This window comes from Ruegeria sp. BH8 (assembly GCF_056538065.1).
The window spans coordinates 76,426-99,280 of sequence record NZ_JBQFSP010000004.1; the positions used below are offsets into that span (position 1 = coordinate 76,426).

Annotated in this window: 24 protein-coding genes; 12 read left to right on the top strand and 12 right to left on the bottom strand. The window is 57.9% G+C overall.

The window, feature by feature from the left end:
• The first annotated feature begins 141 nt into the window (after nt 1-141).
• Nucleotides 142-525: a 50S ribosomal protein L19 gene (gene rplS / locus ACR0AD_RS10300; protein ID WP_267366771.1), complete on the top strand. Its 384-nt coding sequence runs from the start codon at nt 142-144 to the stop codon at nt 523-525.
• Nucleotides 526-536: 11 nt separating this feature from the next.
• A complete protein-coding gene (gene rpmE / locus ACR0AD_RS10305) occupies nt 537-758 on the top strand; it encodes a 50S ribosomal protein L31 (protein ID WP_267366773.1) in 222 nt (73 codons plus the stop codon).
• Between the two features lie 54 nt (nt 759-812).
• On the opposite strand, the gene ACR0AD_RS10310 is transcribed toward rpmE, so the two are convergent.
• Entirely contained in the window at nt 813-2,423 is a 1,611-nt protein-coding gene (locus ACR0AD_RS10310) for an MFS transporter (RefSeq protein WP_480487201.1), read from the bottom strand.
• A gap of 486 nt (nt 2,424-2,909) precedes the next feature.
• Here ACR0AD_RS10310 and ACR0AD_RS10315 point away from each other — a divergent pair, with 486 nt between their 5' ends.
• Nucleotides 2,910-3,719 carry a division plane positioning ATPase MipZ gene (locus ACR0AD_RS10315; protein WP_480487203.1) on the top strand — a complete coding sequence of 270 codons (810 nt, stop codon included), beginning with the start codon at nt 2,910-2,912 and terminating at the stop codon, nt 3,717-3,719.
• Between the two features lie 46 nt (nt 3,720-3,765).
• Here the strand turns inward: ACR0AD_RS10315 and ACR0AD_RS10320 are convergent, their stop codons facing one another.
• The 3 genes from ACR0AD_RS10320 to ACR0AD_RS10330 all read right to left on the bottom strand — a co-directional run bounded on the left by ACR0AD_RS10320 (nt 3,766) and on the right by ACR0AD_RS10330 (nt 6,253).
• Nucleotides 3,766-4,308 carry a hypothetical protein gene (locus ACR0AD_RS10320; RefSeq protein ID WP_480487205.1) on the bottom strand — a complete coding sequence of 181 codons (543 nt, stop codon included), beginning with the start codon at nt 4,306-4,308 and terminating at the stop codon, nt 3,766-3,768.
• Between the two features lie 181 nt (nt 4,309-4,489).
• The gene (locus ACR0AD_RS10325; RefSeq protein ID WP_480487207.1) at nt 4,490-5,761 is read right to left on the bottom strand and encodes an adenylate/guanylate cyclase domain-containing protein; all 1,272 of its coding nucleotides are present in this window, start codon (nt 5,759-5,761) and stop codon (nt 4,490-4,492) included.
• A 39-nt stretch (nt 5,762-5,800) separates the two neighbouring features.
• On the bottom strand, nt 5,801-6,253 hold the full coding sequence (locus ACR0AD_RS10330; protein WP_480487209.1) for a MarR family winged helix-turn-helix transcriptional regulator: 453 nt from the start codon (nt 6,251-6,253) through the stop codon (nt 5,801-5,803).
• A gap of 57 nt (nt 6,254-6,310) precedes the next feature.
• On the opposite strand from ACR0AD_RS10330, the gene hmgA reads away from it, so the two are divergent.
• From hmgA to ACR0AD_RS10365, 7 genes are all read left to right on the top strand, one after another.
• Nucleotides 6,311-7,666: a homogentisate 1,2-dioxygenase gene (gene hmgA / locus ACR0AD_RS10335; protein WP_480487210.1), complete on the top strand. Its 1,356-nt coding sequence runs from the start codon at nt 6,311-6,313 to the stop codon at nt 7,664-7,666.
• A gap of 215 nt (nt 7,667-7,881) precedes the next feature.
• Nucleotides 7,882-9,138, top strand: coding sequence for a fumarylacetoacetase (fahA, locus tag ACR0AD_RS10340; RefSeq protein ID WP_480483799.1), 1,257 nt, complete (start codon nt 7,882-7,884; stop codon nt 9,136-9,138).
• Nucleotides 9,139-9,225: 87 nt separating this feature from the next.
• Nucleotides 9,226-10,176, top strand: a complete 951-nt coding sequence (locus tag ACR0AD_RS10345) for an MBL fold metallo-hydrolase (RefSeq protein WP_480487212.1) — start codon at nt 9,226-9,228, stop codon at nt 10,174-10,176.
• Between the two features lie 134 nt (nt 10,177-10,310).
• Nucleotides 10,311-11,921, top strand: coding sequence for an FAD-dependent oxidoreductase (locus ACR0AD_RS10350; protein ID WP_480487214.1), 1,611 nt, complete (start codon nt 10,311-10,313; stop codon nt 11,919-11,921).
• Between the two features lie 5 nt (nt 11,922-11,926).
• Entirely contained in the window at nt 11,927-12,124 is a 198-nt protein-coding gene (locus ACR0AD_RS10355; protein ID WP_209506076.1) for a DUF2783 domain-containing protein, read from the top strand.
• Between the two features lie 11 nt (nt 12,125-12,135).
• Nucleotides 12,136-12,774, top strand: a complete 639-nt coding sequence (gene maiA / locus ACR0AD_RS10360; RefSeq protein WP_480487216.1) for a maleylacetoacetate isomerase — start codon at nt 12,136-12,138, stop codon at nt 12,772-12,774.
• Nucleotides 12,775-12,860: 86 nt separating this feature from the next.
• The gene (locus ACR0AD_RS10365; protein ID WP_267365057.1) at nt 12,861-13,196 is read left to right on the top strand and encodes a DOPA 4,5-dioxygenase family protein; all 336 of its coding nucleotides are present in this window, start codon (nt 12,861-12,863) and stop codon (nt 13,194-13,196) included.
• Here ACR0AD_RS10365 and ACR0AD_RS10370 read toward each other — a convergent pair.
• Entirely contained in the window at nt 13,193-14,821 is a 1,629-nt protein-coding gene (locus ACR0AD_RS10370) for an acyl-CoA synthetase (protein WP_480483804.1), read from the bottom strand. The genes ACR0AD_RS10365 and ACR0AD_RS10370 overlap by 4 nt on opposite strands.
• Nucleotides 14,822-15,042: 221 nt before the next feature.
• On the opposite strand from ACR0AD_RS10370, the gene ACR0AD_RS10375 reads away from it, so the two are divergent.
• Complete coding sequence (locus tag ACR0AD_RS10375) at nt 15,043-16,434, top strand: aminotransferase family protein (RefSeq protein ID WP_480487218.1); 1,392 nt, start codon at nt 15,043-15,045, stop codon at nt 16,432-16,434.
• A gap of 91 nt (nt 16,435-16,525) precedes the next feature.
• Here ACR0AD_RS10375 and ACR0AD_RS10380 read toward each other — a convergent pair whose 3' ends face one another.
• The 6 genes from ACR0AD_RS10380 to ACR0AD_RS10405 form a co-directional block, all read right to left on the bottom strand.
• Nucleotides 16,526-17,116: a YeeE/YedE thiosulfate transporter family protein gene (locus tag ACR0AD_RS10380; protein ID WP_209598820.1), complete on the bottom strand. Its 591-nt coding sequence runs from the start codon at nt 17,114-17,116 to the stop codon at nt 16,526-16,528.
• Nucleotides 17,117-17,120: 4 nt separating this feature from the next.
• Nucleotides 17,121-17,669: a YeeE/YedE thiosulfate transporter family protein gene (locus tag ACR0AD_RS10385; RefSeq protein WP_209506064.1), complete on the bottom strand. Its 549-nt coding sequence runs from the start codon at nt 17,667-17,669 to the stop codon at nt 17,121-17,123.
• Between the two features lie 224 nt (nt 17,670-17,893).
• Nucleotides 17,894-18,259 carry a 50S ribosomal protein L20 gene (gene rplT / locus ACR0AD_RS10390; RefSeq protein WP_039523695.1) on the bottom strand — a complete coding sequence of 122 codons (366 nt, stop codon included), beginning with the start codon at nt 18,257-18,259 and terminating at the stop codon, nt 17,894-17,896.
• Between the two features lie 15 nt (nt 18,260-18,274).
• Complete coding sequence (gene rpmI, locus ACR0AD_RS10395; RefSeq protein ID WP_010443552.1) at nt 18,275-18,475, bottom strand: 50S ribosomal protein L35; 201 nt, start codon at nt 18,473-18,475, stop codon at nt 18,275-18,277.
• 183 nt (nt 18,476-18,658) lie between these two features.
• Entirely contained in the window at nt 18,659-20,209 is a 1,551-nt protein-coding gene (locus ACR0AD_RS10400; protein ID WP_480487220.1) for an alanine/glycine:cation symporter family protein, read from the bottom strand.
• A 13-nt stretch (nt 20,210-20,222) separates the two neighbouring features.
• Complete coding sequence (locus tag ACR0AD_RS10405; protein ID WP_209506060.1) at nt 20,223-20,660, bottom strand: universal stress protein; 438 nt, start codon at nt 20,658-20,660, stop codon at nt 20,223-20,225.
• A gap of 208 nt (nt 20,661-20,868) precedes the next feature.
• On the opposite strand from ACR0AD_RS10405, the gene ACR0AD_RS10410 reads away from it, so the two are divergent.
• Nucleotides 20,869-21,303 (top strand): Lrp/AsnC ligand binding domain-containing protein, encoded by a 435-nt coding sequence (locus ACR0AD_RS10410; protein WP_480483856.1) that lies wholly within the window; start codon nt 20,869-20,871, stop codon nt 21,301-21,303.
• A gap of 32 nt (nt 21,304-21,335) precedes the next feature.
• Here the strand turns inward: ACR0AD_RS10410 and pyk are convergent, their stop codons facing one another.
• Nucleotides 21,336-22,781 carry a pyruvate kinase gene (pyk, locus tag ACR0AD_RS10415; RefSeq protein WP_480483807.1) on the bottom strand — a complete coding sequence of 482 codons (1,446 nt, stop codon included), beginning with the start codon at nt 22,779-22,781 and terminating at the stop codon, nt 21,336-21,338.
• Nucleotides 22,782-22,855 lie beyond the last annotated feature (74 nt).

The following is a 22,855-nucleotide window of genomic DNA, read 5'->3' on the forward strand; positions in this document are numbered from 1 at the left end:
GGGATGCGTCGGGTCAGGCCAGACCAAAGGAACATTCGATCTGACCTCTGGCGGGCTGTACGCAGGACCCGGTGAAGACCAAGAGCTCTCAGGCCGTGCCCAACTTCGTGGACCAACCACGAGCAGATAGGAGAAACTGCGATGGACCTGATCGCACAGCTTGAGGCGGAACAGATTGCCGCCCTGGGGAAAGACATCCCCGATTTCAAAGCCGGTGACACTATCCGTGTCGGCTATAAGGTGACCGAAGGGTCGCGCACCCGTGTGCAGAACTACGAAGGCGTCTGCATCGCGCGCAACAACGGCAGCGGCATTGCCGGTTCGTTCACCGTTCGCAAAATCTCGTTTGGCGAAGGCGTGGAGCGTGTGTTCCCGCTGTATTCGACCAATATCGACAGCATCACCGTTGTCCGCCGTGGTCGCGTTCGCCGCGCCAAACTGTACTATCTGCGCTCGCGTCGCGGTAAATCCGCACGTATCGCAGAGGTCACCAACTACAAGCCCAAAGCTGGCGCCGAAGCGTAAGGAGCGGAAAGATGAAAAAAGACATCCATCCCGATTATCACGTCATCGACGTCAAGATGACCGATGGCACCGTCGTTCAGATGAAATCCACCTGGGGCAGCGAAGGCGACCAGCTGGCACTGGAAATCGACCCTTCGGTACATCCTGCATGGACCGGTGGTTCGTCGCGCCTGTTGGACGCTGGCGGCCGCGTGTCGAAGTTCAAGAAGAAATACGAAGGCCTGGGTTTCTGAACCTTTGCCACAGTCTTTCAAAGGAAGGTCGCCAGCGGGCGGCCTTCTTTCGTTTCAGGCCCCTGCTTTCCCCGGTTTCTGATCCTTGGGTTTCGTGAGTTCGGCCGCGTCGTGCAATGGCGGAACCGGACCGCGCAGCAACAGCAGCGCGATCACCAGCCCGATACAGGCCGCGATAGCAGCCATGAGCATCGCCGCATCAAACGCATTATCCCGCAGGTCACGCAATGCTTTGGCCAGTGTTGAACCTGTTGACGGGTCAAGCCCGGCAATCAACTGTTCCACCTGTGTTGCCGTGCCATGCGTCAGGGCGCGCGCAAGGTCGCCGCGCTGTGCCGACCCGTCGGGTAGCGCCGCGATGACTTCGGACAGGCCGGAGCGGATGGTCAGGGATGCGGCCAGACCGCCAACAACCGATCCCATCGTGGCCCCGAAATACAGGAATGTGTTGATCACCCCGGACCCCTGTCCGACATGTTCGTCGGGCAGCAACCGAAGCCCGAGACGGGGCAGCAACGAAAAACAAATGCCGATGCCAACCCCCACAATGATCAGCTTCCACCAGATTTCAGCATAGCTGTCGATGTTCGAGGTTGTTGTCAAAAGCAGGAAGCCGCAGGCCATCAATCCCATTGCGACGGTCACCGGCCATTGAAAACTGTATGGCGCAAGCAGGCGCGGAGCGGTGACGGAAATGACAAACATGCTCAGGCTTAGCGGCAGTATCGCGACGCCTGCCTCAACCGGTGAATAGCCGAACGCGTCCGGGGATTGGACGAACACGTTGAAATAGATAAAGAAACAAAACAACGCAAATCCCACAAAGAACATCCCCGTTGCCGCCATAAGGTAGCGCGGGTGCCGGAAATATCGGAACTCGACCAGCGGATCGTCGCTGCGCCGCGAGGTATAAACCAGACCGACAGCCGCCAAAGCGGCGACCCCCAAAGGAACAATGGTCAGGGCATTGTCCCATCCGCGTGCTTCACCGTTGCTGAGTGCGAATGACAATGGACCCAGAAGCAAGACAATGGCTATCGCCCCTGCGGTATCGAATTTCGCACCCTGAAGGCGCGTATCCGGGACATAGTTTTTCCTGCTGACCTGCAGGCCGATCACAAACGCAATGGCAAGCAACACAAGGTCCGTGGCGAATACACCGCGCCAGCTCAGGAAGTTGGCAAAGCTTCCTCCGACTATGGGCCCGACGCCTATCGCAAGGCCCACGATTGCGCCCCAAACACCGGTCACGCTGGCCCGTTGTTCCTCGGGCGTTGCGGCGGTCAGCAGGGACAATGAGGTGCCGAACAGGGCCGCCGCCCCCGCCCCCTGCGCGCCACGCCCAATCAGCAGCATCGCCGCGTTCTGTGAAAACAACACAGAAGCAGAGCCGCAGGCAAACACGATCATGCCAAAGAAAAAGACACCCATCTTGCCCGTGATGTCCCCAAGCCGACTTACAATCGTCACAAGGGTCGCGCTGGCCACTGTGTAGATCGCCATCACCCATTGCAGGCCCGAAGGCGTCAGGTCGAACTCGGCCTTCAGATACGGAAGGATGGTCGCAACAGCGGTGGTGTTGAAGCCAACGACCATCATGCAAATGGCCGTCATTGCAAGAACAACGCGTGAACCGCCTGAACTTTCCGCAGCAGTGTCCGGCATGCCAATGCCCCTTTCACCTGCTTTGAAGATGAACCGAAGAGGACCCGTGCAAAGCCTGCAAGGTTATTCGGTGTAAATCTGTTTGGTATTTAACCAAATTTTCCGCCCCCCGCATAGTTTTCACGATCCGGACCAAGCGGCGTCACCGCGAAAGGACCCTTTGGGAGCGCGATCTGTACATGTGTGAATCAGGCAAACGGCGCGATTGATTCCAGTGCGGATCGTTGCAGGCAGCGGTTGTTCAAGATGTTCGGGACTAGGCGCCGACACGGCGATATCGCTGCCAAGACCGTGATCGGATAGCCGATCAAGGCAGATCACCAGACTGGTGCCTTCCCGTAACCCGCGCACTGCGCTGTGTTTTCCAAAATAGAGTCCGATAATGCCCAAAAGCGCCGCTTGAGGTTCTTTTCATCGCAGGCGACACAACATATAGTGGGTGCCAACAACGTGTAGTCAAACACGGCAAGACTTGGGAATACAAGCATGGCACATATCATTGTGGTCGGTAACGAAAAAGGCGGCGCTGGCAAATCGACCGTGTCGATGCATGTGGCAACCGCATTGGCCCGACTGGGGCACAAGGTCAGCACGCTTGATCTGGACCTGCGGCAACGCAGCCTTGGACGGTATTTCGAGAACCGGAACAACTTTCTGAAAAGCGCGGACCTGACACTGCCCAGCCCACGCCATCACGACCTGCCCGAGATTGATGCCAGCACGTTGAAGCCGGGCGAAAACATCTATGACCACCGCCTGTCTGCTGCCGTGTCGCAACTAGAAAGCGACAGTGACTTTATCCTGATCGACTGCCCCGGCTCTCATACCCGGCTGAGCCAGGTGGCCCATTCGCTGGCCGACACGCTGATCACCCCTTTGAACGACAGTTTCATCGATTTTGACCTGCTGGCGCGGATTGATTCAAAGGGTGAGAAAATCCTTGGCCCGTCCGTCTATTCCGAGATGGTCTGGAACGCCCGGCAATTGCGAGCGCAGGCCGGGCTGAAGCCCATCGACTGGGTCGTTGTGCGCAACCGCGTCGGCACCCAGCGCATGGTCAACAAGGAAAAGATGCAGCGCGCGATCGAAATGCTGTCGCAGCGTATCGGCTTCCGCGTCGCGTCGGGCTTTTCCGAACGGGTGATCTTTCGCGAACTGTTTCCCCGCGGCCTGACCCTGCTGGACCTCAAGGATATTGGCGTCAAACAGCTGAACATCTCGAACATCGCAGCACGGCAGGAACTGCGCGACATGATGCGAGAGCTGAACCTGCCGGGTGTCGAAGTCGATTTCTGATCAGCTGTATTGGAGGCTGGGACGCGGACGAAGCGGATATCTATCGTCAATGAATATCGTTCTGGTGTGCGGGAACTCTTGGCACATCAATCGCCAAGGAACTGACCCATTTACATTCGTGGCCGTTACGAGCAGCGACGATCCGGTCTTCAACATGACTTGCTTCCCAAACAGCAACGCATTCCAATCCAAGGCACTCGCTCAGAAGCGCTGGCCGTTCCCAGCCTTGCTCCGCAAAGTCTGAATGATAAAGCGAAAGAGCCCCGGAAACATTGTCCTGCTTGAAACGGTAGTCTTCCTTCATCACATCACTTCGAGGCTCAACCCAGCCAACTTTCAGCCAAAAACCTCTGCTAATAACGTCACGGTAGACAAAGGACTTGAACAATATCGGTAGGTGAATCAGATCTTTGATTGCCGGGCGCTCTGAGAAATATCCTTCAAAAACCGCGACGAAATACTCTTCCCCAAGTTGCCCATATGCCCAACAGTTTTCAGCTATTGGAATCTCAACTAACGCCCCAGCTTGCCAGCGCTGCCGTTTTGTAGCTTGGCCTCTTTGTGCTCGTAGAAAGTTATTCGTGCCCATGCTTCGTGCATCGCACGCTCAGCACCTATTCTCAATGTCAAAGAAGGCCTCAAACCAGCCCTTCGTTCAAGGCCTCACTGCCCTCGAACATCCGCTCCAACCCGCCGTTCTTGTCCGGCAGAACAAATGTGCTCCCTCACGGCTTTCAGCTTTGGAACCGCTGAACGGAATAGCCTCGGTTTCACCCGGTAACTGATGGCCCGCCGGAACTGTATACCGTGAACAGCTCTTTGGGTTCGTTCACCCCGCGCAGCATGTAGCGCCCGACCGAGATGAGGTCTTGCGCGCAGGGGCGTGCCGCGACCGCGACGTCGTCCGAGATCAGGATTCGCTGACCCAGCGACCGGTGCATTCCCGCGATGCGGGCGGCCTGATTGACGGCGGGGCCGATCACCGTGAAATCCAGCCGTGTTTCGGACCCGATATTGCCATACAGGATTTCGCCGGAATGCAGGGCCAGCGTGAAATTCGCAACCGGCAACCCCTGCGCCTGACGTCTGGCGTTCAATTCATCCATACGGGCTTGCAGCAAGGGCACCGCGCTGAGCGCGGCACGGGCGTCCTCGTCGATTTCGCCGACATCGAACATGGCCATCAGCCCATCGCCCATGAATTTCAGGATATTCCCACCCTTGTCGTGCACAACGCCCACGGCCACGGCCAGGTAATCATTGAGCATGTCGATGATCTCGTGACCCGGCAGATCTTCAGACAGGTTGGTGAACCCTTCCAGATCGAAATTCCAGATCACCGCATCGATCTGCTGCAATGATCCGCGACGAATCTCACCCGACAGGACGCGGCGCCCGGCATCACGACCCAGATAGACCCGCATCAGGTCTTCGGTCAGGTTCTGGTTCTTGGCGGATTTGAGCGCCAGCCCCAGATGCGGCAATACCGCATGAATGTGCCTGAGATCGCTGTCATCAAACCCGGACGGCGCATCGCTGGCCCAGGACATCAGGACGCCATCACTGACTTTTTTGGTACCGTCGGGGCGCATCTTCCCCGACCCCTCATACGAGATGCCGGTGGCATAATAATCGGTCGCCCCAACCTCTCTCAGGTCGTTCAACAACGGAAATCGGCTGGGTTCATTATGGTCGACCAGTTTGACCCGGATTTCATCCAGATCCTCGTTCAGCAGCGCATAAAGCGGGCTTTGTTGCCACATTTCGCTGGGCGTATCCGTGTTTTCAAACTTCTCGGATTCACCGCCGGTGCTTTTGTACCAGCTATATCCGGTTCCGCCATAAACCGGGTGCAAGGTCGACTGCGCCGCATGAAACCGCATCAGCGGAATGCCCATATCGACCAGGCTGGTGCAGAAGCCTTCCAGCAACTCTTCCTGCCCGGCACCCTCAAGCCCCTTCTGGACCAACCAGTCGATCAGGGTGTGTGTGGACACCTTGGCAGGTTCGAATGACGTCATTTCAAATTCCGTATCAAGCATGACACATATCTGGGGACGGCAGGTGCCAATTACCAGTGGTCAGTCCACACCAGCCAACCGTCGCAACATCTGGCGCAGCAAGGCGGCCTCTTTTTCGCTGAACAGGTCCGACAGCCTGGCGTCATAGCTTGCCGCCACCCCGTACAAGTCGCGATACACGGCTTGCCCGGCGGGTGTCAGTGTCAGCCATTCCGCCCGCCGATCAGCCTCGTCCCGTGTGCGTTTCAGGTACCGGCGCTCCTCGAGCTTGGAGACTGCACGGCTGATCTTGGTCTTGTGCATTCTGGCCCGTTCACCAATTTCCTTGGCGGTCATTTCGCCAAACAGCCCCAGATGGAACAGCACCCGCCATTCGGTTCTGAGCATTCCGTACCGCCCCTTGTAGACAGCCTGAAATTCCAACGAGGCGCGCTCGGCCGCCTGGTTCAGCAGGAACGGCAGAAAATTCTGCAGGAAAAAGTCATCATTTTTTTCAGATTCGTCATGTGTCATGCTTGTTAGTTACAAAATCAACTATTAACCGACAAGCAGCAAACGGAGGAATACGTAATGAACCGTCCGACGGATCCGCATTCATTGACGCAAGCAGCAACGCCTGTTGGTACCCATGCCGGTTACATGCCCGGCTTTGGCAACGACTTTGAAACCGAGGCGCTGCCCGATGCGCTGCCGCAGGGGATGAACAGCCCGCAAAGGTGCAACTACGGGCTTTACGGTGAACAGCTGAGCGGCACGGCCTTTACCGCCAACCCGCCTGAACGCACCTGGTGCTATCGTATTCGCCCGTCGGTAAAGCATTCGCACCGTTACGAAAAAATCGACCTGCCCTATTGGAAATCGGCCCCCTGCATCGACCCGAATGTGATCAGCCTGGGCCAGTATCGTTGGGATCCGGTGCCGCATTCCGACGAAGGTCTGAACTGGATGACCGGGATGCGGACCATGACGACGGCGGGGGACGTGAACACCCAGGTTGGCATGGCCTGCCATATCTATCTGGTCACCGAATCCATGGTCGACGACTATTTCTTCTCGGCCGATTCCGAGTTGCTGGTGGTGCCACAGGAAGGACGCCTGCGCTTTGCGACTGAACTGGGAATCATTGACCTTGAGCCCAAGGAAATCGCGATCATCCCGCGTGGACTGCTCTACCGGGTTGAAGTCCTGGAAGGCCCGGCACGCGGCTTTGTCTGCGAGAATTACGGCCAGAAGTTTGAACTGCCGGGTCGCGGTCCGATCGGGGCCAACTGCATGGCCAACCCGCGTGATTTCAAAGCTCCGGTCGCTGCCTATGAGGATCGTGAAACCCCGTCGACCGTGACGATCAAATGGTGTGGCCAGTTTCATACCACTAAAATCGGACACAGCCCGTTGGATGTGGTGGCGTGGCACGGCAATTATGCACCCTACAAATACGATCTGCGCAACTATTGCCCGGTTGGCGCGATCCTGTTTGACCATCCCGACCCGTCGATCTTTACCGTTCTGACGGCACCCTCTGGCCAGCCCGGCACCGCAAATATCGACTTTGTCCTGTTCCGCGAACGCTGGATGGTGATGGAGGATACGTTCCGCCCGCCCTGGTATCACAAGAACATCATGTCCGAGCTGATGGGCAACATCTACGGTCAATACGATGCGAAACCGCAGGGCTTCGTTCCCGGTGGCACCAGCCTGCACAACATGATGATCCCGCATGGCCCCGACAGGGAAGCCTTTGACAAGGCGTCCTATTCCAATCTGGGGCCGGAAAAGCTGGACCAGACGATGTCGTTCATGTTCGAAACCCGGTTCCCCCAGCACCTGACACCGTTTGCCGCCAATGAGGCACCGCTGCAGGACGACTATATCGACTGCTGGACATCGCTTGAGAAGAAGTTCGACGGCACACCGGGCAAGAAATGACCCTCAGACCGGGTTCGCCAGACGGCACCCGTCCTGACGGCGATGAACATACCCATTCCGGTTGCAGACGTCTTGTCGCCGCAACCGGAAAACAAAGACGGGACCCTGGCAGTCGACATGCTGCAACTGCGCCCGCTGTGGGCTTTGGCGCCTGTCTATTCGGGGTTATGATCGTTTCGAACCACGTACCAAATATAGCAAAATAGGGGCAAAATATGCCTTTGATGAAGTCCTGGGTGGCCTCGGCCAATGACGCGGCGCATCCGTTTCCACTGAACAACCTGCCTTACGGTGTCTTCTCGACCGAAGGCAATGATCCGCGCTGCGGCGTGGCCATCGGTGACATGATCCTCGACGTTACCGCCGCCGAAGCCGAGGGGTTAATCACCCTAAGCGATGAGCCGCTGTTCGATCTGCCGTTCTGGAACCCTTTGATGGAGGAAGGCCCCGCCGTCTGGGCGGCCCTGCGTGAGCGGCTGATCAGCATTCTGGCCGAGGGCTCGGACGAGCAAAGCAAGATCGAACCGCTGCTTGTACCGCAGGCCGAAGCCCAGATGCACTTGCCCTTCGCGGTCAGCGAATACACCGATTTCTACGCCGGGCGAAACCATGCCTTCAACGTGGGCACCATGTTCCGTGGCCCGGAAAACGCGCTGCCGCCGAACTGGTTGCATATTCCGATTGGCTATAACGGACGGGCGTCCTCGGTCGTGGTGTCCGGCACGGATATCCGCCGCCCGTGGGGACAGCTGAAATCCCCCGATCAGGACCTGCCCGCCTTCCTGCCCTGCCGCCGCTTTGATATCGAGTTGGAGATGGGCGCCATCGTGGGCACGCCCTCGGATGGCCCGATAACCGTGCAGGAAGCTGACGACCATATCTTCGGCTACGTTCTGCTGAACGACTGGTCGGCACGTGATATACAAGCCTGGGAATACCAGCCGCTGGGCCCGTTTCAGGCCAAGGCAACCGCAACCTCGATCAGCCCCTGGATCGTGACCAAGGCTGCACTCGAGCCGTTCCGCTGTGACACGCCAGCCCGCGAGTTCGCGCTGCTGGACCACCTCAAGGATTGCGGCCCGATGCTGTATGACATCGATTTGGCCGTCTCCATGGCACCCGAAGGCCAAGACGCCACGACCATCGCGCGAACCAACTACAACCAGATGTACTATTCCGCCGCGCAACAACTGGCCCACCACACCACATCGGGATGCCCGATGAACACGGGCGACCTGCTGGGGTCAGGCACCATATCCGGCCCAACCAAGCCCGAACGCGGATCACTTCTGGAACTCAGCTGGGGCGGGAAAGAGCCGCTGACGCTGGACACAGGTGAAACCCGAAGCTTCATCGAAGACGGCGACACGATGACCCTGACCGGCGCTGCCAGGGGCGACGGCTATACTATCGGGTTCGGCGACTGTACCGGCACCGTTCTGCCTGCACTCAACTCCCCATTCGAACGATGACGCACTGAGCTTCATCTTTTTCCAAATACTCCCGCCGGAGGCATCCAACCCCTGCCTTCCGCGCAACCGCAAAAGGACAAAACCAAGATGGCCAAAGCATTCGCGTCCCAGGGGGACATGTCGGAAAAGAAAATCTCGTTCACTGAAGTGGGCGAAGGGCTTTATGCCTTTACCGCCGAGGGCGACCCGAACTCGGGTGTGATCATTGGCGATGACAGCGTGATGATCGTCGAGGCGCAGGCGACCCCGCGCCTGGCCAACAAGGTGATCGAATGCGTGCGGTCTGTGACCGACAAGCCGATCACCCATGTGGCGCTGACCCACTACCACGCCGTACGCGTGCTGGGCGCCAGCGCATTTGGTGCCGGTCAGGTGATCATGTCCGACACCGCCCGCTCGATGGTTGTGGAACGCGGGCAAGAGGATTGGGACAGCGAATTCCAGCGCTTCCCGCGCCTGTTCGAAGGGCATGAAAGCATTCCTGGCCTGACCTGGCCCACCACCACCTTCAGCGACACGATGACTGTTTATCTGGGCAACCGCCGGATCGACCTGATGCATCTGGGGCGCGCCCATACCGCCGGTGATATCGTCATCCATGTGCCTGACCAGAACGTGATGTTCACCGGCGACATCGTCGAATATCACTCGGCCTGCTATTGCGGTGACGGGCATTTCAGCGACTGGGGCGACACGCTGGACGAGATCAAGTGGTTCGATGTCGACGCCATCGCACCGGGACGCGGCGACGCGCTGGTTGGCAAGGACATGGTCAATGCCGCCATCGAAAACACCCGCGATTTCGTCGAAAGCACCTACCGCCCCGCAGCCAAGGTTGCGGCGCGCGGTGGCAGCCTGAAAGAGGCTTGGGACGCAGTCCGCGCCGAATGTGACCCTAAATTCGCCAGTTACGCGATCTACGAACACTGCCTGCCGTTCAACGTCGCCCGCGCCTATGACGAAGCCCGCGGTATCGACACGCCTCGCATCTGGACCGCCCAACGCGATCTTGAGATGTGGGAGGCCCTGCAAGGGTAAGGAAAAACGGCCCAGTTTGATCCAGATCGTTTTAGGCGGCAGGATTCAGTGAAACCATATGCCAAAGGCTTCGGCACGTGCTGCCGGGGCACAGGACATGCAGCACTTTGGCGCATCTGCTTGGGGGGAAGCCCATGAACAAGATCTTTGAAACTCCGCTTTACGGCTATGAACGCAGCCCCGATCAGGACAGCCCGACGCCGGTTCGGCACAAGGTTATCGTGATCGGCGCGGGTCCGGTTGGTCTGGCCGCCGCGATTGATCTGGCGCAGCAAGGGGTCGACGTCGTGGTTCTGGACGAGAACGACAAGGTCAGTTTCGGCAGCCGCGCCATCTGTTTCTCGCAACGCACGCTGGAAATTGCCGACCGGCTGGGATGCGGACGCCGACTGGTCGACAAGGGCGTCCTGTGGGATCGGGGCAAGGTGTTCTTCGATGACCGACAGGTCTATGACTTCAACCTGCAACCGGATGAAGGTTATGCCAACCCTGCCTTCATCAACCTTCAGCAATACCATTTTGAGAACTATTTCGTTGAACGGGTCCGCGAGTTGCAGGCAGAAGGCGCACCGATTGAGATACGCGGGCGCAACAAGGTCGAGGCGATTGGCACGCATGACGATCACGTGCGGCTGGAGGTCGGGACGCCCGAAGGACCTTACACAATCGAAGCCGATTGGCTGATTGCCTGTGATGGCGCGACATCCCCTGCCCGGCGGATGTTGGGCATTGATTTCGAAGGACGGATTTTCGAAGACAACTTCCTGATTGCAGACGTGATCATGGATGCCGATTTTCCGTCTGAACGCTGGTTCTGGTTCGATCCGCCGTTCAATCGCGGGCAATCCGCATTGTTGCATAAACAGCCCGACAATGTATGGCGCATCGACCTGCAACTGGGTTGGGACATCGACAAGGAACGCGAAAAGCGCCCCGAGAACGTGATCCCCCGCCTCAAGGCGATGCTTGGGGATGATGTCGAATTTGAGCTGGAATGGGTCTCGATCTATACGTTCCAGTGCCGTCGCATGGAAAGCTTCCGCAAGGGCCGTGTCCTGTTTGCGGGCGACAGCGCGCATCAGGTCAGCCCCTTTGGCGCGCGCGGGGCCAATTCCGGCCTTCAGGACACCGACAACCTGTGTTGGAAACTGAAGCTGGTTCTGGATGGGAAAGCGCCTGAAACTCTGCTGGACAGCTACAACACAGAACGCGTGTACGGGGCCGACGAGAACATCCTGAATTCCAGCCGGTCGACCGATTTCATCACCCCAAAATCCGAAATGTCGCGGATCCTGCGCGATGCGGTTCTGGACCTGAGCGAACATTATGACTTCGCGCGCCCGCTGGTGAATTCGGGCCGCCTGAGCCAGCCCTGCACCTATGACGGATCCTCGCTGAATTCCGCGGACGCGCTGAACGGCCCGGCCGGAACGCGCCCGGGTTCGGCCTGTCCCGACGCTCCGCTTGGTGACGAGTTTCTGCTGCCCAAGCTTGCAGGCAAGTTCACGCTTTTGACCATTGATGCAGACGCCCCTGATACCCTGGAAGAAGATGGGATCGAGGTCACGCGACTGGCGCTGTCGGTCAAGGATGATATGACGCTGGCCCTCAAACGCCGCTATCTGGGTGACGCGACCAGCGCGGTCTACCTGATCCGCCCGGACCAGCATGTGGCGGCCCGGCGTGACAGTTACGAAGAAAACACCTTCCGGCACGCGATCCGCAGAGCCTGCGGTAAGGAGTAAGCCCCATGTCAGACCTGATCCTAACCCCGAACATCAAAAACGCCGATGACTTCTATGCCGAACTTCTGGCCGCGCATGAAGGCCTGGAAAAAGCAGACAGCGACGCGCTGAATGCGCGGCTGGTGCTGGTGCTGGCCAACCACATCGGTGACAGTACGGTTCTGACGGACGCCCTTCGCGCTGCCGCTTTGACTGACAGTTGACAGGCCCGGACGTGAGCGACGTCGTCCTTTATGACTATTGGCGGTCCTCGGCCAGTTATCGGGTGCGGATCGCCCTGAATCTGGCCGGGATCGCGTATCGCCCGGTTGTTGTCGATCTGGTGGGCGGCGCACAAAAGGGCGATGAACATATCGCGCGAAACCCACAGGGCTTTGTGCCGGTTCTGGATATTGACGGGCTACGGCTGACGCAATCGCTTGCCATCCTCGACTATCTGGACCGGACCCGGCAGTTGAACCTTCTGCCTGATGATCCGGCGGAACGCGCGCGTGTTCAGGCGCTGGCTTATGCGATCGCCGTCGACATCCACCCAGTCTGCAACCTGTCGGTTGCGCGCTATGCCACGACCCTGAGCCATAACGCCCCCGACATGCCCGGCGACTGGATGCGGAATTTCATCAAACCCGGGTTGCAGGCGTTCGAAACCATGTTGGGTGATTTCGAACAGGCCCCCTACTGTGTTGGGTCAAAGCCCGGTCTCGCCGACCTCTGCCTGATCCCGCAGATCTATAACGCGCGCCGGTGGCAGGTTGATTTGTCGGATATGCCCCGCCTGCTGCGGGTTGAAGAGGCCTGCGCCGATCACCCCGCCTTTGTCGCGGCGCATCCCGACGCACATGCGCCGCACTAAACCTGCACAGACCCTGTTTGCATGTGCAGCTAGGTTTTTATCGTTTTGAGCCTTAGCTTTGAGCCAACAAAGCAGATGAGGTTTCTATGCCCGAGATCACCGGCTATCACGCCCATATCTATTTCGATGCCGACACGCAGGACACCGCGCAGCAGGTCTGTGAAGAGGCGGCCCGCCTGTTCCCTGTTCAAATGGGCCGGATGCACGCCCGAAACGTCGGCCCCCATCCTCGCTGGAGCTGCCAGCTGGGCTTTGCCGCTGGGGCGTTCGATCAGGTCATCCCATGGCTGATGCTGAACCGGCAGGGTCTGACGGTCTTCACGCACCCGGAAACCGGTGAACATCTGGAGGATCACCGCGACCGCGCGATCTGGATGGGTGAGATGCTGGCGTTGGACCTGTCGATATTCGACAACCTTTAACCCAGCGCCCGTGCCTGATCCCGCAGAACGAATTTCTGCACCTTGCCGGTTGATGTCTTGGGCAGGGTGCCGAACACCACCGTTTTGGGTGCCTTGAAATGGGCCATCCGGTCGCGACAGAAGGCGATAAGCTCTGCCTCGGTTGCTGCTGCGCCGGGTTTCAACTCGACAAAGGCGCAGGGCGTTTCGCCCCATTTCTCATCGGGACGGGCCACCACGGCAGCCTCCATCACCGCCGGATGCTTGTAGAGGATGCCTTCGACCTCAACAGATGAGATATTTTCGCCGCCCGAGATGATGATGTCCTTTGAACGGTCCTTGAGCGCGATATAGCCATCGGGGTGCATGACACCCAGATCACCGGACGCGAACCAGCCACCGTGAAAGGCCTTGTCGGTAGCGTCGGGATTCTTGAGGTATCCTTTCATCACCACGTTGCCCTGCATGAATATCTCACCCATGGTTTCGCCATCAGCCGGAACCGGTTCCAGCGTTTCCGGATCGGCCACCATCAGTCCGGACAACGCGGTATAGCGCACCCCTTGCCGCACCTTGAGGGCCGCGCGGTCTTCAGGCCCTTTGCTGTTCCATTCGTCTTTCCATGCGCAGACAACCGAAGGCCCATAGGTTTCGGTCAGGCCATAGACATGCGTGACCTCGACACCCATCGCCTCCATCGCTTCGATCACGGCCGCAGGCGGCGGGGCACCTGCCGTCATCACCTTGATCTGGTGGTCAAAGTCCTTCAACTCATCCGGAGCGTGGGCCAGCATGTTCAGAACGATCGGCGCACCGCAGAAGTGGGTCACTTTCTCGTCCCGGAAAGCAGCATAGATCGGTTCGGCCCGCACCGCGCGCAAGCAAACGGAAACACCTGCATTGGCTGCCATGGCCCACGGGAAGCACCAGCCGTTGCAGTGGAACATCGGCAGAGTCCACAGATAGACCGAATGCTTGGGCATATCCCAGTCCAGCAAATCGGACTGCGCATTCAGGGTCGCGCCGCGATGGTGGTAAACCACGCCCTTGGGGTTGCCCGTGGTGCCCGAGGTATAATTCAGGGTGATCGCGTCCCATTCGTCCGCTGGCAGTGACCAGTCAAACGCGGGGTCGCCTTCGGCCAGCAGGGCATCATAGGTCAGGCGGCCCAGCTTTTCACCGCCGTCGAAGGTGGGGTCTTCGATATCGATGACCAGAATGTCATGATCGACCTGTTGCAGCGCATCTTTCACCACATCCGAAAACTCGGGGTCGACCAGCAGCGCCTTGGCTTCGGCATGGCTCAGGATGAATGCGACAATCGGCGCATCCAGCCGTGTGTTGATTGCGTTCAGAACAGCGCCCGTCATGGGCACGCCAAAATGCGCCTCGTACATTTCCGGGATGTTGGCCGCGATTATCGAAACGGTATCGCCCCGTCCAATCCCACGCGCTGTCAACGCACTCGCCAGACGCCGGCAACGGGCATAGGTTTCAGCCCAGGAATACCGGCGATCCCCATAAACCACGGATGGATAATCCGGGTAGACCTGCGCCGTCCGTTCAATGAACGTAAGGGGCGACAGGGGTGTGTAATTTGCCCGGCATTTGTCCAAATGACGCTCGTAGATATGTGTCGCTGCCATCCGCTGTCCTCCCGAAACGCAGTTTGGGCGAATTGAGCACAAAGTTCGCGTTCTGACAAACCCGTAGAAATACGGCGGCAAAACTGACTGGCGATACGGGATGATACGATCTGGCCCTATCTACATCCGGGCTTTCGCGGTGATCTGAAGCATCTTAAACACATGCCGGGATGAGGCATTTCCATATCCCGTGCACCGCTTCCTCACTGAAAGGACATGTCATGGACGGCACGTTCAACGAAAACGATCTTTCCCGCGTGGTCGAGGCCGACCGCGCCCATATCTGGCACCATCTGATCCAGCATAAACCCTTTGAAACCAATGACCCACGCATCATTGTCGAGGGCAAGGGCATGCGTGTCTGGGACCAGAAAGGCAAAGAGCATCTGGATGCGGTTTCCGGCGGCGTCTGGACCGTCAACGTCGGCTATGGCCGCGAATCGATCTGCAAGGCGGTTTACGACCAACTGATGAAGCTGTGCTATTTCGCCAATTCGGCCGGTTCGATCCCGGGTGCGCTGTTTGCCGAGCAACTGATCGACAAGATGCCGGGCATGAGCCGGGTCTATTACACCAACTCAGGTTCCGAGGCGAACGAGAAGGCGTTCAAGATGGTGCGCCAGATCGCGCACAAGAAATATGGCGGCAAGAAAACCAAGATCCTGTACCGCGATCGGGACTATCACGGCTCGACGCTGGCGACCATGTCGGCAGGCGGTCAGGACGAGCGCACGGCGCAATACGGCCCCTTCGCACCTGATTTCGTGCGCGTGCCGCATTGCATGGAATATCGCAAGCATGAGCTGGATGGCGCACCCGAAGAGAATTTCGGCGAATGGGCCGCAGATCAGATTGAAGCCGTCATCCTGCGCGAAGGCCCCGATACCGTAGGTGCGCTGTGCCTTGAGCCTGTAACAGCGGGTGGTGGTGTAATCGAAGCGCCTGAAGGATACTGGCAGCGCGTGCAGGAGATCTGCAAGAAATACGATGTGCTGCTGCATATCGACGAGGTTGTCTGTGGCGTGGGCCGCACCGGCACATGGTTCGGGTACCAGCAATACGGTATCAAACCCGATTTCGTGACCATGGCCAAGGGCGTTGCATCGGGTTATGCCGCGATTGCCTGCATGGTTACCACCGAGGAAGTCTTTGACTTGTTCAAAGACGATGCCGCGGACCCGATGAACTATTTCCGCGATATCTCGACCTTTGGTGGGTGCACCGCTGGTCCGGCAGCGGCCATCGAGAACATGCGCATCATTCAGGATGAAAACCTGTTGCAGAACTGCACGGACATGGGCGCGCGTATGACGAACAACCTTCTGGCGCTGATGGACAAGCACAAGGTCATCGGCGATGTGCGCGGCAAAGGCCTGTTCCTGGGGGCCGAACTGGTTGTGGATCGTGGCACCAAAGAGCCGGTGGACGAGAAACTGGCGCAGGCGGTTGTGGCCGACTGTATGGCGCAGGGTGTGATCATCGGCGTGACCAACCGCTCGATCCCCGGTCGCAACAACACGCTGTGCTTCTCGCCTGCGCTGATAGCTACAGCCGATGACATTGACCAGATCACCGACGCGGTTGACGGCGCGCTGGGGCGTGTGTTCGGGTAAGATCACCGATATTGGCTAAAAAGAAACCGGCGCGTGTTGCGCCGGTTTTTTTGTCGGGATGCCGGTCGTGAATGTGTACGCTCAGCCGTGATTATTCGGCCGCAACACCAACCTTTTCGCCAGTTGCGATCAGGCTGTCCGGAAGAACGAAAGCAACCAGAACAAAGACGGCACCCAGTGCGATACCGAGAATATCGCCGGACATTAACAAAACACCCTCGTAAGCGGATCCCGGAACTGTACCCAGGGTGACTTTGCCGCCAGCAATTCCATCGAGCAGACCCGTGGCCTTCCAGGCCGGATATGTCGCCATGTAGGCCGCAGCACCCAACAAACCACCGACGATGAAGAACAAGGCGTCACGGCGACCGGACGCAGCGGCGCAGACCCCTGTTCCCGGACAGTAGCCCGATGCAGCCCAGCCCGCACCCAGTAACAATCCGCCAATGAAGACACCGACATAGGCCGATTTCACCGACATATGGCCTACATCCACAAACCCCAGCATTTGCCCGCCAAACATGAGGATCGAACCGGTTCCGATTGCCAGGAGGATCGTTTTCATCAGGTGGAGTCGACGCAGTGTCAACATACCCACAATCCAATTTGGATTCGCCGCGCCAATCCGGTCAAGTACGGCTCCGAAAGCGGCGCCAATGATGATCGCAAGAATGATTTCCATCGCCTTATCCTTTCCGGTAGATCAGCATTGCTGTAGGAATTGCCGCTGCAAATGCTCCGGCTGCAAAGATATAGCCTGACAGGGCTGTCTGCATCATACCGGACATCATGTGACCGGATGTGCACCCACCCGCCAACCTGGCCCCATAGAGGACGACAAAGCCGCCCAATAGCGCGACCAGGTTTCGGGCCCAGGGCGTGTCGCCATAGTTTTCGCGCCAGATCATGGGCAGCTTGCCCTCGCCGCGTTCCAGACCGCCGCGCGCCTTGACCGACAAGAACGCCCCTGCGGCCATAGCCAAAACGAAGACAAAGCTGTAATTCAACGGATTGGATACGTATTTGGCGTATTTGCCATTGGATTTCGCCATGTATGCGTTGCTTGAACTGTAACCGTCATCCGTCTGTGTTACGAATTCTGAATTGACGGTGTCCGCAATAATTCCGTCAAGGATGACGAATTGGGTCGAAACACCGATCGGCTTCACCAGAAGAACTGCCCCGAAGAACACGAGCCCTAGCAGAACACCTCCAACTTTCCAGTTTAGTGTCATGATTTCACCCTTCTCACTTATATTCATAAAATCATATATAATATGATCCGAGGGCTGTTACATGATCTAGATCAAACCGGTCATGCCTGAAACTGGTTGGCGTCATCCCAATGCAGAAGGGATGGATGCCCTGATCCAAGAAGCGCTTGGAATGCACCGCATGTTGCAACAAAAAAGACCGCCCCAAAGGGACGGCCTTTCTTTCACTGTCTCTTTTCAGAGGTTCAGGCAGCCAGAGCAGCCTGAGCTTTGGCGACGATCGCGCCGAACGCTTCCGGTTCGTGCACGGCCAGGTCGGCCAGAACTTTGCGGTCCACTTCGATACCGGCCAGGTTCAGACCGTTGATGAAGCGGGAATATGTCAGAGCCTCGTCATGGCTGCGCACAGCAGCGTTGATCCGCTGGATCCACAGCGCGCGGAAGTTGCGCTTGCGGTTCTTGCGGTCACGGGTCGCGTACTGGTTGGCCTTGTCGACGGCCTGAGTTGCGACTTTGAAGTTGCTCTTGCGACGACCATAATAGCCTTTTGCGGCCTTGATGATCTTCTTGTGACGGGCGTGAGTTACGGTTCCACCTTTAACGCGGGACATCTCTTACATCTCCTCTTAGCGGTCGTAGGGCATGTAGCCCTTGACGATCTTTGCGTCGGGGGCGGACAGGGTGGTGTTGCCACGGGCGTCGCGGATGAATTTCTTGGTCCGCTTGATCATGCCGTGCCGTTTGCCGGCCTGGCCAGCAAGGACCTTACCGGTCGCAGTCACCTTGAAGCGCTTCTTGGCGCTTGATTTGGTCTTCATCTTAGGCATTTCCGTCTCCTTTTTCGGGTTCGGTTTCAGACGCGACTCGGCATGCCATCTCGGCCGGTCACGCGATCAGAAGCGCCGTTTACGCAAGTTCGGTCATACTGGCAAGGGGGTTTGGACCAGAATCTGTGCTTTTTGCAGCCTGGTCAGGCACCGGGGCGACACAAGCCGCCCCGGTGATTGGATTTAGTGTTCGAATTTGCGGATTTCACCGCTTTTCAGCCTTGCGGAGTAGGACGCCAGTTCCTGCCGCACCACTTTCATCAGGAAGTAGAGAGCAAAGACGTTCACAACCGCCATCGCAAAGATCGCCGCATCCGAGAAGTCGATAACGGGGCCGAGGTTGGCCGCAGCGCCGATCACCACGAAGACACAGAAGATGACCTTGAAGATCAGCTCTTTTGTGTGTCCTTCTCCGAACAGGTAGGTCCAGGCCTTGAGGCCATAGTAGGACCAGCTGATCATGGTCGAGAAGGCAAACAGGATCACCGCAATCGCAAGGATGTACGGGAACCAGCTGAACGCGCTGCCAAACGCGGCAGAAGTCAGGCTGACACCGGAATTTCCATCCACTGTTGCGATGGCGGAACCCGCTTCGTTCAGCATGTAGTTGCCGGTTTCAGGATCGATGATCAGCTGTTGCGTGATGATGATCACCAGCGCCGTCATGGTACAGATCACGACGGTATCGATGAAGGGTTCAAGCAGCGATACAAAACCCTCGGTGATCGGCTCCTTGGTCCGAACCGCCGAGTGCGCGATAGCTGCAGAGCCCACGCCCGCCTCGTTCGAGAATGCCGCGCGCTTGAAGCCCTGGATCAGCGCGCCGACCATGCCCCCTGCAACGCCCAGCCCCGTGAAGGCACCGGCAAAGATCTGACCAAAGGCCCAGCCGATCATGTCCGCATTCATCGCGATGATGACCAGTGCAGTGGCAACATACAGCACACCCATGAACGGCACGACCTTTTCAGTCACCCGAGCGATGGATTTCAGACCGCCAACAATGACCATGAACACGACCGCAGCAAAAACAATACCGGTAATCCAGCCCGGATAGTCGCCAACGATACCTGCGATCTGCTGATGTGCCTGGTTGGCCTGGAACATGTTCCCGCCGCCCAACGCGCCCAGAATACAGAAGATCGAGAACAGCACCGCCAGGATCTTGCCACCGGGCAGACCCAGCTCGTCAAAGCCCTTGGACATGTAATACATCGGGCCACCTGAAACGGTGCCATCTTCGTATTCGTTGCGGTATTTCACGCCCAGCGTACATTCGGTGAACTTTGATGCCATACCCAGAAGGCCCGCAAGGATCATCCAGAAGGTTGCACCCGGCCCACCGATGCCAATGGCAACGGCCACACCTGCGATATTCCCCAAGCCCACAGTGCCGGACAGCGCCGTGGCCAATGCCTGAAAGTGGCTGACCTCGCCCGCGTCGTTGGGATCGGAATAGTCACCTTTGACAAGGCTGATCGCGTGACCAAAGAACCGCAACTGCACAAGCGCGAAATACAGTGTGAAAACCGATGCAGCAATCACCAGCCACATGACGATCCACGGAAAGCTGGTTCCGGGCAGCGGTGCAAAGATGAAGCTGACAAACGGTCCGGTCAGGTTTGCAAAGGCCTGATTGATTTTTTCATCCAGTCCCGGCGCCTCTTGTGCAAGGGCAGGGCTGGCGGCAATGGTGGCGGCCGTTACGGCGCCAAGTGTTTTTAGCGTTCTCATTTTAGCCCTCCCCTCAGTTCACGACCGTAACCGGAACGTCGGCATGCATTACCAGATATTGCGTCGAACTGCCGAACAGGCGTTTCTTGATCCCGTCCGCAGATGCCCGACCCACGACGATTTGCGAGCCTCCGTTTTCGACCGTGATGGCGTTCAGCGTTTCCGCAACATCGCCATGGCGCACAATGCCCTGCGCTTCGAATCCCGCAGCCCTGAGGGCCTCTACAGCAGGTGTCACGACACGCGACATTGCCAGGTCAACCTCTTCTTCGCGGCGCTTGTGGCGCTGGGCGTTTTCTTCAGGTGTCTGGAATGTGTAAGGTGACCATTCGATCACATAAGCGACCAGCAAATCGCACGTTCCGATCAGCTTTGCCAAATCCTTGGCAAAGGCAATCGCACGCTCGCCGGTTTCAGTCCCGTCGAGTCCTATGACAATCTTTGTTGTCATTTCGTTCCTCCGTTTTTGTTGTTAAGGCCGGGGCCCACGCCCCCGGCAGGGCGGCCGGAACTTGGAACTTTTCAACAAGACCGCCCTTTGGTAAGTATTAGGAAATTTCACTAGGAATTGGAGATTTTTTTGGGCCAATTTCAGTGTAATTTATCGTATTACGCCAAAAATACAGGGAATTTTACTGATTAGCAGAGATTTAGACAATATCGATCAACGCATCCTGCACGAGCTGGAGGCCAATGGCAGGCTCTCGATAGTTGAGTTGGCGGCGCGTGTGAACCTGACCAATACGCCCTGTTCCGAGCGTGTAAAACGACTTGAGAAGAATGGCTATATCAAAGGGTACAGAGCCGTTGTCGACAAAGAAAGAATGGGGCTGGCACTGCTGACCGTGGTGCAGGTATCCCTGGTCGCAACTGCGGAACAATCCCTTGTGAAATTCAATGAAGCCGTTCGGAGTGTTCAGGAAATCGAAAGCTGCCTGATGGTGGCGGGCTCGTTTGATTATCTTCTGACCGTTCGAACGCGCGATATTGCGCATTTCCGGCTGGTGCTGGGCGAGAAGATCAACAAGCTGCCGGGCATACACCAGACCAGCTCTTTTACAGTTATGGAGATTGTAAAAGAGCCGGTTGGCTGACACGACACTCGGGCCCGAGTGTCGGCCTTCGGTTATTCCGGATCCGTGCTGTAGATCAGCCGTTCATCACACGGGGCCACGCGCAGAATGTTAGTCGTGCCCGGTACGTTGAACGGGACACCGGCCGTAACCACGATCTGATCGGTTTCGGTTGCAAACCCCCCTGCCCGCGCCGCGCGGGCCGCGTTGACCACGGCGCTTTTGAACCGCTGGAGTTCTGGCGTCATGACGCAATTGCAACCCCAGCTCAGGCAAAGCCTTCGCGCAGTTCCCATCAGCGATGTCATCGCAATGATCGGAACACCGGGACGTTCACGGGCTGTCAATGAGGCGGTGGTTCCACTTTGCGTAAAGCAGCAGATGGCCTTGATATCGGTCTTTTCAGCAATCTCGCGGGCAGCCGCAACAATGGCATCGGCCACAGTGCTTCCTTTTGCCGTGCGGGACGCGGCGATAATCTGGGAATAGGTCGGGTCGGCCTCGACCTCGATGGCTACCTTATTCATGGTCTGCACGGCCTCAACCGGATAAGCACCTGCCGCCGATTCCGCGCTGAGCATAATGGCGTCCGTGCCCTCATAGATCGCGGTGGCCACATCCGACACTTCGGCGCGGGTGGGCATCGGGCTTTCGATCATGCTTTCCAGCATCTGGGTGGCGACAATGACCGGCTTGGCGGCACTACGGCACTTGCGGACCAGCCGCTTCTGAATGGGCGGCACCGCAGATACCGGCAGTTCCACCCCCAGATCGCCCCGCGCCACCATGATACCGTCCGAGGCATCGAGGATGTCGTCGAACGCCTCGACCGCCGCCGGCTTTTCGATCTTCGACAGAATCGCAGCGCGTCCATCAGCCAGCGCGCGGGCCTCGAACACATCCTTGGCGCGTTGCACGAAACTCAGCGCCAGCCAGTCAACGCCCAACTGGCAGACAAACTCCAGATCACCACGGTCCTTCTCCGACAAGGCCGCCAGCGGCAGTACCACATCCGGGACGTTCACACCTTTGCGGTTCGAGATCGTACCGCCGACCTCAACTGTGCAATTGGCAAAGTCCTGACCACAATCCTCAACGATCAGACGGATCTTGCCGTCATTGACCAGAAGGCGCGCGCCCGGTTCAAGGGCCGCGAAAATCTCGGGGTGCGGCAGGCACACGCGGGTGGTGTCGCCGGGGGCTGGATCAAGGTCCAGACGGAACGCCGCGCCCTCTTCCAGTTCCTCAGCATCATTTGCAAAAACACCAACCCGCAGCTTGGGGCCCTGAAGATCAGCCAGAATGGCAATCGGGCTGTCCAGATCCTTTTCAACCTGCCGAATGATCCTGTGGCGTTCGCGAATCTCATCATGGCTGCCGTGGCTCATGTTCAGACGGAACACATCCGCCCCGGCTTCGTGCAGGGCGCGAATGGTGTCATAGTCACTGGACGCCGGTCCCAGCGTCGCCACGATTTTTACATTTCTCAGGCGTCGCATTGGTCTTGACCTCCTCATGCCGGCTCAGATTGCACAGATCAGCTTTTGCAAAATGTTACCGCAAACACTGCTAT